The organism is Kribbella monticola (genome assembly GCF_003261635.1).
Taxonomy (GTDB): domain Bacteria; phylum Actinomycetota; class Actinomycetes; order Propionibacteriales; family Kribbellaceae; genus Kribbella; species Kribbella monticola.
Window position 1 is genome coordinate 224,278 of record NZ_QFXK01000027.1, and the last position, 12,471, is coordinate 236,748.

At 68.6% G+C, this 12,471-nt stretch carries 9 protein-coding genes; 6 read left to right on the top strand and 3 right to left on the bottom strand.

Annotated features, from left to right (window positions below; translation table 11 throughout):
* The first annotated feature begins 529 nt into the window (after nucleotides 1-529).
* Both DIZ26_RS12085 and DIZ26_RS12090 read left to right on the top strand, forming a co-directional pair.
* Nucleotides 530-1,333 (top strand): class I SAM-dependent methyltransferase, encoded by an 804-nt coding sequence (locus DIZ26_RS12085; protein WP_232828285.1) that lies wholly within the window; start codon nucleotides 530-532, stop codon nucleotides 1,331-1,333.
* Nucleotides 1,334-2,052: 719 nt separating this feature from the next.
* Nucleotides 2,053-2,526 carry a DUF3040 domain-containing protein gene (locus DIZ26_RS12090; RefSeq protein ID WP_232828286.1) on the top strand — a complete coding sequence of 158 codons (474 nt, stop codon included), beginning with the start codon at nucleotides 2,053-2,055 and terminating at the stop codon, nucleotides 2,524-2,526.
* Nucleotides 2,527-2,871: 345 nt separating this feature from the next.
* On the opposite strand, the gene DIZ26_RS12095 is transcribed toward DIZ26_RS12090, so the two are convergent.
* Genes DIZ26_RS12095 through DIZ26_RS12105 form a run of 3 tightly spaced genes read right to left on the bottom strand, consistent with a single transcriptional unit; the run spans nucleotide 2,872 to nucleotide 7,516 of the window.
* Nucleotides 2,872-5,232 carry a transglutaminase family protein gene (locus tag DIZ26_RS12095; RefSeq protein ID WP_112240452.1) on the bottom strand — a complete coding sequence of 787 codons (2,361 nt, stop codon included), beginning with the start codon at nucleotides 5,230-5,232 and terminating at the stop codon, nucleotides 2,872-2,874.
* A 40-nt stretch (nucleotides 5,233-5,272) separates the two neighbouring features.
* The gene (locus DIZ26_RS12100) at nucleotides 5,273-6,559 is read right to left on the bottom strand and encodes a DUF58 domain-containing protein (protein ID WP_112240454.1); all 1,287 of its coding nucleotides are present in this window, start codon (nucleotides 6,557-6,559) and stop codon (nucleotides 5,273-5,275) included.
* 3 nt (nucleotides 6,560-6,562) lie between these two features.
* Complete coding sequence (locus DIZ26_RS12105; protein WP_112241121.1) at nucleotides 6,563-7,516, bottom strand: AAA family ATPase; 954 nt, start codon at nucleotides 7,514-7,516, stop codon at nucleotides 6,563-6,565.
* Nucleotides 7,517-7,829: 313 nt separating this feature from the next.
* Between DIZ26_RS12105 and mraZ the strand changes: the two genes are divergently transcribed.
* The 4 genes from mraZ (at nucleotide 7,830) to DIZ26_RS12125 (ending at nucleotide 12,442) form a co-directional block, all read left to right on the top strand.
* Nucleotides 7,830-8,261, top strand: coding sequence for a division/cell wall cluster transcriptional repressor MraZ (gene mraZ, locus DIZ26_RS12110; RefSeq protein ID WP_112240456.1), 432 nt, complete (start codon nucleotides 7,830-7,832; stop codon nucleotides 8,259-8,261).
* 245 nt (nucleotides 8,262-8,506) lie between these two features.
* Nucleotides 8,507-9,487, top strand: coding sequence for a 16S rRNA (cytosine(1402)-N(4))-methyltransferase RsmH (rsmH, locus tag DIZ26_RS12115; RefSeq protein ID WP_112240458.1), 981 nt, complete (start codon nucleotides 8,507-8,509; stop codon nucleotides 9,485-9,487).
* On the top strand, nucleotides 9,487-10,167 hold the full coding sequence (locus DIZ26_RS12120; RefSeq protein WP_112240459.1) for a hypothetical protein: 681 nt from the start codon (nucleotides 9,487-9,489) through the stop codon (nucleotides 10,165-10,167). Before rsmH ends, DIZ26_RS12120 begins: the two co-directional genes overlap by 1 nt.
* 568 nt (nucleotides 10,168-10,735) lie before the next feature.
* The gene (locus DIZ26_RS12125) at nucleotides 10,736-12,442 is read left to right on the top strand and encodes a peptidoglycan D,D-transpeptidase FtsI family protein (protein WP_232828288.1); all 1,707 of its coding nucleotides are present in this window, start codon (nucleotides 10,736-10,738) and stop codon (nucleotides 12,440-12,442) included.
* The last annotated feature ends 29 nt before the right edge of the window (nucleotides 12,443-12,471 follow it).

Sequence of the window (12,471 nt, forward strand, 5' to 3'; positions counted from 1 at the left end):
CGCGCAACCTGATCCAGCTCAACGACGCGAACGGCGCGGCATCGAGGGCGCACAACGCTCGCGGTCGTCCGCCGCGGTGGTGGTGGTCGCCAGCCCGCCGGGCTCAACCTGATCGAGCTCAGCGACGCGTCTGCCGCGGTGGGGGTCGTCAGCCCGCCGTCCTCAATCAGACCGAGCCCAACGCCGCGTCCGCCGCGCCCGGCATCGCCAGCCCGCCCCGCTCAACCAGATCTAGCCCAACGACGCGTCCACCACGGCCAGGATCGCCAGCCGCCGCGCGCAACCTGATCCAGCTCAACGACGCGGCGAGCCAGCAGGCACATGCCCATCCAGGTTCCAGTTCCAGCCAGTCCGCCCGACGTTGGATTCGTGGTGGGTCGCCTGGCGTTGATCCACGCCAGGCGATCCTGCGCGTCTTACCGCGACTCGTCGTACCGGGTACTCGTCGTACCGGGTGCTCGTCGTACGGGCGGCGCGAGGTAGTTGAGGCGCGCGTTTGGGTGGGGGTGACCTCGGGGGGCTGGGGGTGGTGGGGTGGGAAGTAAGGTGTTGCCCGCAACGGGTTCGTAGCCGAGGAGGGCATTCACGATGGTCGATCGACGCCGCCTCGGTACGTACGGCGCTGGTCGCCGAAGCTCTGCGGGTCGCACTGGCCGGTCGGGCCCGAATCGATCCCGGTGCCGGATTGGACATCGTCGATCTCGGCGGCGGCACCGGCGGGTTCGCCGTACCGCTTGCTGTGGAAGGGCACCGGGTCACGGTCGTCGACCCGAGTCCGGATGCACTGGCTTCGCTCGAGCGTCGCGCCAGTGATGAAGGTGTCAGCAAGCTCGTGCACGGAGTTCAGGGTGATGCCGCCGAGTTGCCAGGGCTCGCCGGGGAGTCGAGTGCCGATGCCGTGCTCTGTCACGGTGTGCTCGAGGTTGTCGATGATCCCGCTCAGGCTTTGCAGGCGATGGCGTCCGTACTGCGCGAGGGCGGCGTACTCAGTCTCTTGGTTGCCCAACGCAACGCTGTCGTGCTGGCGCGCGCTCTCGCCGGACATCTCGCCGAGGCGCGGGTCGCCCTGCAGGACGCGGACGGGCGCTGGGGGCCGACGGACCCGATGCCCCGCCGCTTCGACGAAGTCGGCATCACCGGACTCCTTGCTGACGCAGGATTCATGGTGCACACGATCCACGGCGTACGCACCTTCACGGACCTCGTCCCCTCCGCCTTCGTCGACTCCGAACCAGGCGCTGCCGAAGCCTTGGCCGACCTGGAACGCTCCGCCAGCCAACACCCGGCTTTCCGCGCAATCGCCACCCAACTCCACATCCTCGCCACCCGCTAACCACCACCGCCGACCGACGCCTGCGGCCGACTGCAGCCCGGGCCGATGTGGAACTCCGCGAGTCGGCACTGCGCCGTCCCGCTACCCGCCACCGCCGGCCGACGCCTGGGGCTGACCGCAACCCTGGCCGATGTGGAACTCCGCGAGTCGGCACTGCGCCCTCCGTGCGATAACCACCCAACTTCGCATCTTCGCCACCCGCTAACCGCCCCCGCGGCCGACGCCTGCGGCTGACCGCAGCCCGGGCCGATGTGGAACTCCGCGAGTCGGCACTGCGCCTCCCGTGCCATAGCCACCGTGCTCCACATCCTCGCCACCCGCTAACCACGCCTCCTGGGCCGCCCAGTAGCCGGTGCAAACAACCCGCTACCCGCCAGCCGCCGGTGCTCAGTACCGGCGCAACCGTCTAGTCCGTGGCCAGCCGCCAGCGCCGAGACCCGGTAATCGGCACCGCCTGCTAAGCGGCGCTACCGGGTGCAGTGCGGACGAAGGGCTGGTGGGACTTGCGGCTCGCCTCGGGGTGGTCAGTCTCGCCTCGGGCTGGTGAGGGTGGTTACTGGCAGTGGCAGGGCGGGGTGGAGTTGTTGAGATTGGGTGCGTGCGGTTGTGACTGGCGAGCGGGGAAAAGGTGGGGTTTGAGGGGGGTAGGGCGGGAAATCGGGGTGGTTACGGTGTGGAGTTGTGGGACCGTGACGCGCGGGAGGGGCGGTCAGGGTTTCGTGGACCGCACCGGCGGCCTAGACTGGAGCTGGCCTATCGAGATCGCGCTCACCATGGAGGGATCGACGGTGCCCCTCTCGGAAGAAGAGCAGCGCCAGTTCGAGCAGCTCGAACGCGCCCTCGCTGCGGAAGACCCGAAGTTCGTTTCCGCCATGCGAGGGACCAATGTGCGCTTGTACTACAAGCGCCGGGCAATTCTTGCCGGCGTCGGATTCGTGCTGGGCATCGTCATACTGATGGCCGGCGCGATCATCCCCAACACCATCATCGGAGTCTTCGGCTTCATCGTGATGGTCGCGTGCCTCTACATCGCCGCGCTGAGCATGAAGCGGATCAGCAACGCAGGCGACGCGGACGACATCCCGCCGCCCCCGCCGCAGTCGAGGCGGCACCGAACCAAACACGACTCCTCCGGCAGTTTCATGGAGCGGATGGAAGACCGCTGGCGCCGCCGCCGCGACGAGGACCTCTGACGTCCTCACGCCGCTGACGATCCCGCCCGGCTGACACCGACACCCAAACCACACCCCACGCCTCGGCGCCGGGTGTGGTTCTGGTTTCCGCACGTCGCCCAGCCCCCACCGCACCACCCGTACTACGTTCGCGCGCCCGCCACACCCAACCACCGTCTCGCGCCTCGCGTCGGTTCAAGCGAGAAAGCTCGCAGAGGTAAGACAGTCGGGAGAGCCGAGCAAGTTGTGGTCGGCTTGCGCTCTGGGTGGAGCTCTGGGGTGGGCACGTGTGCTCAAGCAGGCTGACATGAATGCGTCCGAAGAACTGAAGGGTGGCCTACAGTTCTTCGGACGCGAGGGGTTGGGTTAGTTGGCGGGGCGGCGGCGGTGGGGGAGGAGTAGGGAGCGGAGGCGGGCGAGCGCTAGGTCGAACTCGTCGAGGAGGTCGGAGGCTTCGCTGCTGCCTCGGTTGAGGTACCAGCGCCACGACGGCGGCAGCAGTCTCGCGCGCCAGCGGCGGGCGAGCTTCGCCTGGCTCCAGAGGCCCTTGCTGACCGTGCGTGCCTCGGCTCGAAGGTCGACCTTCGGGTCCGTGAGACCGGCGTACCGGACGGCTTCGACGCCGCGGGCGAGGCGCAGGGCCGCGGGGTGGGCGTCAGCCGGAAGCTGTGTGACCAGCCAATCGCCTAGTTGTCGCGGCGTCGCCGTGTCCGACCAGTCGAGGCCGAGGTCGCGCGAGCCGTCGCGGATCTCCGCCCACAACCCTTCGACGCCGGCTCGTCCAGGTGCGCGGGCGAACCGCTTCCGCCTGGTCAACGCGCGGATCAGCCACGGGATGCACAGCACGAGCAGTACGCCGAGGGTCAGCGCGATCGCCTTGCCGCCGCCGTTGGTGAACCAGTTGCCTGTGTCGACCGGCGCGAGGCCGGCGCTGTCGGGCCCGTCGCGCGGGTCCTTCGGCTTGCTGATGTCGGGGGACTCGGCGTCGCCCGGCGTCGTGGGTGCGGTGGTCGGCGCAGTAGTCGGGGTGATGACAACGCCGGACGAGTCGGTCCAGCTCGGCGTGGTGGCGGCTTGAGTCGACGGCGTCGGCTCGAACCGGACCCAGCCGATGCCCTGGAAATACAGCTCGGGCCAGGCATGCATGTCGTGCATCCGGACGATGTGCTCGCCGCTCTTGCCGGCCTGACCGGGCAGGAAGCCGATGCCGACGCGGGACGGGATGCCGAGGATGCGGGCCATCAGCGCCATCCCGGTGGCGAACTGCTCGCAGTACCCGGTCTTGTTCTGCAGCAGGAAGGCGCTCAGTGCCCGCATCCCGCTGCCGGGCGAGTTCGCCGTGCTGTAGGTGAAGCCGCCCTCGGTCCGGAACCACTTCTGCAGTGCGACCGCCTGCTCGTACTTGTTGCCTTCGGCACCGGCCGTGACCTCGCGGGCCTTGGCTTTGATCTTCGGGTCGGTCCGGGCCGGGACGTCGCTGGTGTACTGGTCGGGCTCGCCGCCGGGCATGCTGGCAAACAGGTCCTCGGGAGTCGGCTGGAGATCGTACGCCGTGAGGCTGTACTTCTGGCCACCCACGACCTGGCCGTTGGCCGACACCACGTCGAGCGCGCTCGCGTCGTAGCGCCAGCGGTTCTTCAGCGAGATCGAGTGCAAGGGGTACGGCACCGGAGCGAACTGGGACCGGAAGCTGCGCGACACGTCGATCTGCATCTTCGTGGTCGGCACCTTGCTCACGTCACCGGAGTACCCGGGCGGTCCGCTCAGGTCGCCGGTGATCTTGTGGCCTGTCTGCCGCGGCGAGATCCGCCAGGTGTTCCCGTCGAACAGATCGAGCGCGGTGAGCCGTAGATAGGTGCCGCCGGCCGGGCCGCCGGTGTAGGTCAGGGCGGTGACGTTGTCGCCGCGCTTGAGGTTCTTGCCCATGTCGAGCATGGGATCGGTCGCCGAGATCGACGCGCCGACTCCGCCGCCGGCCGCACTGCCGGAAAGGCCGTTGCCGATGACACCTTCGGGCAGCGCCGGCAGGAGAGCGGGAAGAAGCGCCGCCAGCGCGACCACGCTGAGGCCGATCCGCCGGCCGGCCTGGCCCAGTGCCGAAGCCTCGATCGGCTCGGCGGCGTCCAGGTGCGAGACGCCGGAGATACGGCGCCCCCATCTGCTCAACCTGGTCCGGCCCTCGGCCGACAGCAGGACGATGTAGCCGATGGCCGGCGGGATGAACAGCAGGGCGGGCAGTCCACCGTGCACAGTCGCAGCGGGCACTGTGTACATGGTCAGGAGCAGCAGCCCCGCCCACGCGGCCTGCTTGAGCTGTACGGCGATCAGGTGGATCAGCAGCCCGGTCACGGAGATCACCGCGACGGCGAACAGCGTCAGGTGCGAGTCGGGCGGCAGCGGCGCGCTGAAGCGATTGATCGAGTCCATCGCGTTCACCATCTGCTGGTTGAACTCGACGACCGTCTGCCGCCACGGCACCAGGCCGAACCGCAAGGTGTCGCGCAGGAAGAAGAACGAGAGCAGTTCGACGAGCACGACGAACTGGACCGCCGGTACGACGAACCGTGGTACCCGCAGGTTCTGCAGCAGGATCCCGACGCCGGTGACGGCCGCGCAGAAGAACGCACTGACGAAGAGGAACGGCCCCGAGAACACCGGGGTCAGTACGAGCGAGCCGAGGACGGTCGCTCCCCAGGAGGCCAGGGAGATCCTGGCGTGGCCGGTCATCGGGCTTCCCCGCCGGTACGAAGGCGTGGCATCGAGACGGTCATGCGATCCTTCCGCTCCGCAGTCCGAGGGTGGACCACACGGTCGGGAGATGGTCACCGCGCTGCACTCTGGCTACCCGCCAGCCGTTGCGGCGCAGTTCGTTCTCGGTGGCATCAGTGGCCGCGGTCAGCCGGGCGGCCTTCTCGGTGCCTTCCGCGCCTACTGACCAGCTTGCCGCATCGAGCAAGAGCGCCACTCCGGTCGCCTGGCTGGTACGCCAGCGGTTGAGCGAGGTGATGTCCTCGGAAGTACAGGCGCCGACGATAGCCACCACCAGGCTGGGGTCTTGAATGTGCCGGTCGACGGTCAGCAGCGGACCGATCTCGGCGTACTTGTGCTCCTCGACGGTCGCGCACTCGGTCAGCAACTGCTGGGAGACCAGCGGCTGGTGCACAGCGGTCGAGCTACGGTGGCTGATCGCTGAGAGCGTGGTCGGTCCGCCCAGCAGGGTGGTCACATAGCCGCGGCGGATCCGGTCGATACCGACCGACGCCGCCGCGCTGACGGCCCACTCGAGGCTGGAAGAAGGGCCGTGCCCGTGATGGGAAATGCTGCGTGCGTCCAGGAAGATCGCGCAGCGGCTCTGCCACGGCTGCTCCTCGCGACGCACCATCAGCGAGCCACGCCGAGCAGTGGAGCGCCAGTGCACCCGCCGCAGGTCGTCACCGTCGCGGTACTCGCGCACAGTCGCGTCCTCTTCGCCGGCCGACGCGATCGCGCGTGGCCGGTTCTCGCCCGAGCCCGCCCGATCCGCACCGAGCCGCACCTCCGGCAGCCGGTAGACGCGCGGCGTCACCAGCAGGTGCTGGCTGCGGGTGAAGGTCCTGCTGGTCTCCACCAAGCCGAACGGGTCCGCCACGGTCAGCATCAGCGGACCGACCTGGAACAGCCCGCGGACGTCCGACTTCACCGGATAGGAGACCGTACGCCGCCAGTTCGGGCTGACCCGGTCGACGACGAACCGCGGCCGATGCCCGAGGACGTAAGGAATACGGTCCTCGAGCAGGAGCAGCCCGGCCGGCATCCGGCCCTGGTTGGTGAGTGTCAACTCCACCGTCGCCTGCGTGCCGACCGGGACCTGGTCCGGCGCCAGACTGCGGCGCACCTGCAGGCGCAGCCTGGTCCGGCCGACCACGAGCGCCGCCACGATCGGCAGCGCCACCAGGAGGATGCCGACGCGGAGTAGGTCCTTCTGGCCGAGCAGCAACGCACACAGAGAAGCAGTGATCCCCGCTGCGACGAAGGCTCGCCCTCTGGTGGTCAGCCCGCGCAGTGCCTGCCGCATGTCTCAGTCCCGACGGTTACGGGGGAGCGGCACGGAGGCCACCAGCCCGGCGATGATGTCTGCCGCTCCGCGCCCACCCAGGTGAGCTTCGGCGGCCGGGAGTACCCGGTGCGCGAGCACCGGTACGGCGAGTTCCTGGATGTCGTCCGGCAGCACGAACTCGCGGGCGTCGAGTGCGGCAGCGGCACGCGCGGCCCGGATCAGATGCAGGGTGGCTCGAGGGCTGGCACCCAGCCGGAGCTCCTGCGACCTGCGGGTGGCCCCGACCAGCGCCACGGCGTACTCCTTCACCGACTCCGACACGTGCACGGAGTGCACTGTCTTCACCAGGCGCAGGATCTGCTGGCCGTCGGTCACCGGCTGCAGGGTCTGCAGCGGCTCGGCGGCGGCGTGCCCGTCGAGCATCCGCAGCTCGGCGGCCGGCTCGGGGTACCCCATCGAGAGCCGGGCCATGAAGCGGTCACGCTGTGCTTCCGGCAGGGGATAGGTCCCCTCCATCTCGATCGGGTTCTGCGTCGCGATCACCATGAACGGCGCGTCCAGCTGGTACGTCGTGGTGTCGACGGTCACCTGGCGCTCCTCCATCGACTCCAGCAGTGCGGCCTGGGTCTTCGGTGACGCCCGGTTGATCTCGTCGCCGACGACGATGTTCGCGAACACCGCGCCCGGCTTGAACTCGAAGTCGCGGACCTCCTGGTTGAACACCGACACGCCGGTGATGTCCGAAGGCAGCAGATCCGGCGTGAACTGGATCCGGCGCACGCTGCAGTCGATCGACTTGGCCAGCGCCTTGGCGAGCATCGTCTTACCGACGCCCGGTACGTCCTCGATGAGTAGATGTCCTTCGGCGAGCAGCACGGTGATGGCTACTTCGACCACATCGGGTTTGCCCTCGATCACAGTCTCGATGGCTCGGCGGACCCGTCCCGCCACCTCTGTCAGCTCGTCGAAATCCATGGCCGAGCTGGTCGCGGTGGTGCTCACCCTTGGTCCTCCCCTTTGGTTGATGGCCGACTCATTCTGACCCGGGGCAGGGGTCGGGCCTAGATCCCCGCGCGTTTCGTTACCAGTCGTTTCGGAGTTCATCGAAATGGACCTCACCCGCAGTTGCCGATCCGTGACCTCCAGCGTACGGCGCGCCGAAATGCGCGCCGAGTGGAGCGAAGTTCGTTGACGGTGGGGGAAAGTGGAGTAAGGTGGAGCGCAGTGGTACTGAAGTGGTAGTGATAGCTCGACCTGAGACGGAGAGACCGCAACGGGGAGGTGAAATGTGTTCCTCGGAACGCACTTCCCCAAGCTCGACGACAAGGGCCGACTGTTCCTACCGGCGAAGTTCCGGGACGAGCTGGCGGAGGGTCTGGTGATCACTCGTGGACAGGAGCGGTCGCTGTTCGTGTGGCCCGAAGCGGAGTTCGTCCAGCTGACCGAGCAGCTGAAGCAGGCTCCGATCACCAACAAAGGTGCCCGGGACTACCTGCGGATGTTGTTCGCCGGCGCCTCGAACGAGGTGCCGGACAAACAAGGCCGGGTCACCATCCCGCCGATGCTGCGCGATTACGCGGGACTGGATCGCGACTGTGTCGTCATCGGGGCGATGAACAGGGTGGAGATCTGGAACACGGAGAGCTGGAACCGGTACTCCGCGGAGCAGGAGCAGGCATTCGCCGACCTGTCCGAGGAGGTCCTGCCCGGCATCTTCTGAGTTCGACTAGTACAACAGCAGCAACCGGAGCACGAGTCGTCCGGTGAGATCACGGGTCCGACTTCCGACCTCGGTGTTGACGCCACTTCCCCGGCGCCAAGACCAGAGGTACTTCCCCGGAAGGCGAACCCGCGATCTGACCGGACGAAACTCCACCGCACTCCACCCGCCCCAGCGCGACGGCACGGCACGGCAAGCACAACCTGCGGGGGCAGGGTCGCTCCCGCTGTTATCGAAGGGTCGAGATGAGCGGCGTAGAGCGCGGTGCGGAGGGTCGGCATGTTCCAGTCATGCTGGACCGCATCGTCGCGCTGCTCGGCCCCGCGCTCTCGCACCCCGGTGCCGTCCTCGTCGACGCCACCCTCGGCCTTGGCGGTCACTCCGAAGCATTCCTGCGGACCTGTCCTGAAGCCCGGCTGATCGGACTGGACCGCGACCCGGAGGCCTTGCGACTGGCCGGCGAGCGGCTCGCGCCGTACGGCGAGCGGATCACGCTCGTGCATGCCGTGTACGACGAACTGCCGCAGGTGCTGGCCGACCTCGACATCCCCGCGATCGACGGGATCCTGTTCGACCTCGGTGTCTCCTCGATGCAACTGGACGAGGCGGACCGTGGTTTCGCCTACGCCCAGAACGCGCCGCTGGACATGCGGATGGACAGCACCGCGCCGACCACGGCCGCGGACATCCTCAACACCTACTCCGCGGCCGACCTGGCCCGGATCCTGTTCCAGTACGGCGAGGAGAAGTTCGCCCGCCGGATCGCGGACCGGATCGTCAAGGCGCGCGAGGCCGAGCCGTTCGCCAACAGCGCCCGGCTGTCCGAGCTGGTCCGCGACGCGATCCCGCAGGCGGCCCGGCGGACCGGGGGACACCCGGCCAAGCGGACCTTCCAGGCTCTGCGGATCGAGGTCAACGGCGAACTCGACGTACTGCGGCGCGCGCTGCCGGCGGCGGTCGCCGCGCTGGCGCTGCACGGCCGGATCGTGGTGATGAGCTACCACTCGCTGGAGGACCGGATCGCCAAGCAGACGCTGGCGGCCGCGACCAAGACCGACGTGCCCGATGACCTGCCGGTGATTCCGGCCGGTCACGAGCCGTACCTGAAGTTGCTGACCCGGGGTGCCGAACGGCCGACCGAGGAGGAGCTCGCGGTGAACCCGCGGTCGGCCTCCGTTCGCGTGCGGGCGGCCGAACGCGTCCGGGAGAAAGGGCTGGTGGCTTGATGAGTACTGTGTTCAGTCCGTCCAAGGCACGGGTCACACCGGCCCCGGCGACCAAGCAGGAGCCGAAGCTGCGGGTCGTCTACGGCGCGCCGTTCCGGCCGCCGCGGATGCCGTTCGTCATCTTCGTGGTGGCGTTGCTCGCAGCCGGCCTGGTGGGCCTGCTGCTGCTCAACACCGAGCTGCAGCGAGGCACCTTTCAGGTCACCGCCCTGAACCAGCAGGCCGACCAGCTCCGGGACCAGCAGGAGCAGCTGGAACGCGAAGTGCGCACGCTGGAGTCGCCGCAGAACCTGGCGGACCGGGCGCTGCGGATGGGCATGGTGCCCAACCAGAATCCGGTGTTCCTGCGTTTGTCGGACGGCCGCGTCCTCGGCGTACCGGAGGAGGCCAAGGCGGGGACGGGTGCGGCGATGTTCAGCCCCGACGCCCTGCCCAAGCCGAATCCGCCGGCGGTCACCCCGCCGGTGACGCCACCGGTGACCACCACCAAGCCACCCGTCGGCACGACGAAGCCGCCAGTGGGCACGACCAAGCCACCAGCCGGTACTACGAAGCCACCAGTGGGCACGACCAAGCCGCCAGTGGGTACTACGAAGCCGCCAGTCGGAACGACCAAGCCGCCGGCCGGGACCACCAAGCCGCCGGGCACGACAGGGACCACCACGACCACCGGGGGATGATCGGATGACGGAGCGACGGGGTGATGAGCCGCCACGTAGACGTGGCGGTGAACCGGAGCGGGGTAACCCGCCCCGTAACGCTCCCCGCCGTCCGTCCGCTACCCAGGGCAAGCGCCCGGTCTCAGGCAGCAAGCCACGCGCTGGTGCCGACGGGCCGCAAAGCGCACGCAAAGCACCAGCTGCCGGCCGGCCGACGGGCGACGCGCCGCGGAGGGCGGCCAAGAAGGCTGCGCCCAATCGGCCGAGGAAGACGGCCGCCGGCGACGCGCGGCCAGCTGTTCGGCGTACGGGGCCTGACGGGCGGCCACTGAAGGCCGCTGCGAGCAAGAAAGCCGCAAGCAAGAAGGCAGTCAGCAAGAACGCGCCAAGCAAGAGCACCGCCAGCAGGAGCACTGCCAGCAAAGGCACTCCGAGCAAGAGGGCTCCAGGCAAGAAGGCGGTACCGCCACGTAAGCGGCCGCCGCAGAGCACGCGGCCACCGGCGCCGCGCAGGCCGAAGCCGAAGCGTCCGCCACGCACGCTCAAGCTCGGCCGCCCCACGCTGCGGCTGCGGGTGACGCTCGGCGTGATGGCGTTCGTGCTGTCGCTGTTCGCCGGCCGGCTGATCCTGCTGCAGGGCGTCGACCCCGACTCTTACGCGCTCGCCGCGACGAAGGAGAACACCAAGCCCTTCGTCCTGCACGCTTCGCGCGGCGACATCGTGGACCGCAACGGCGTACCGCTGTCGGTGTCGGACGACGCCGTGGCGATCACCGCCGACCCCTCCCAGACCAGCAAGGTCGCGGGCGACCTGGCCGCCATCTTGTCGCCGAAGCTGTCCGGTACGTCGTACGACCAGTTGGTGCAGGCGATGACCAAGAAGGGCCGGTTCACCTACCTGGCCCATCAGGTCAGTCCGCAGACCTGGAGCCAGATCTCGGCCGAGATCAAGGCACAGAACAAGGACCGGTCCAAGGCCAAGCAGCCGCTGCTGGCCGGCCTCTACACCGAGGCAGACCCGATCCGCAGCCATCCGAACGGCACCATCGCCGCCAATGTGGTCGGCGTGGTCGGCGCCGAGGGGCAGGGCCTGTCCGGCCTCGAGTACGGACTGAACGACAAGCTGTCCGGTACCGACGGCAAGGCGATGTACGAGGTCGATGCCAAGGGCAACAAGATCCCGAACGCCGACCACACCGTCGAGGAGCCGAAGTCCGGTACCGGCGCGCAGCTCACCCTGGACGCCGACCTGGAGTGGTTCGCGGAGAAGCGGATCGAGCAGGCGGTCAAGCAGTACAAGGCCGAATCGGGCACCGTGGTGACGATCGACCTGAAGACCAACGAGATCCTGACGATGGCGAACTACCCGACCTTCGACCCGAACAAGCCGGTCAAGGCGGCCGCGCTGAAGAACCCCGCGCTCGAGCAGGTCTACGAGCCGGGCAGCGTGCAGAAGGTCGTCACGATGGCCGCGCTGGCCGACGCCGGGCTGATCTCGATGGACACCAAGCTCCAGGTGCCCGGGTCGTACACGGTCCAGCGCCGCACGATCAAGGACCACTTCGACCACGGCCTGCTGAACCTGACCATCTCCGGCGTGATCGCGAAGTCGTCGAACGTCGGCACGATCATGGCCGCCCAGCAGATGCCGATCCAGCAGTTCGTGCACTACCTGAAGAACTTCGGCTTCGGCGAGCCGACCGGGCTGAACTTCCCCGGCGAGAGCCGCGGCCTGATGCCGCCGGGCGACGAATGGAGCGAGCTGACCCGGTCGAACGTGGCGTTCGGCCAGGGGCTGTCCGCCAACGCCGTCCAGATGACCGCAGCGGTCGCCGCGGTCGCCAACGGCGGCGTCTACACCCCGCCGAAGCTGGTGAAGAACTACCTCGGCCCCAACGGTCAGGTGATCCCGAACCCGTCGGCACCGTCGCGCCGGGTGGTGAGTGAGAACGCCGCCCGGGAGGTCTCGCTGATGATGGAGTCCGTGGTCAGCAAGGGCGGCACGGCCACCCAGGCCCAGATCCCGGGCTACCGGGTCGCGGGCAAGACCGGTACGGCCCAGGAAGTGGACTCCGCCTGCAGTTGCTACCGCAAGTGGGCGACCTCGTTCGCCGGGTTTGCCCCGGCGGACAACCCGCGCTTCGTCACGTACGTCGTCCTGCAGAACCCGACCAACGGGCGAGGCGGCGGTTTCCAGGGAGGCCCGGTGTTCCGCGACGTGATGAGCTACGCGCTGCAGAAGTACGCCGTACCGCCCACCGGTGCCAAGTCGCCCGTCACTCCGCTCACCTGGTGACGCAGGGTCAGGTAGGTGCGACAGGGCCG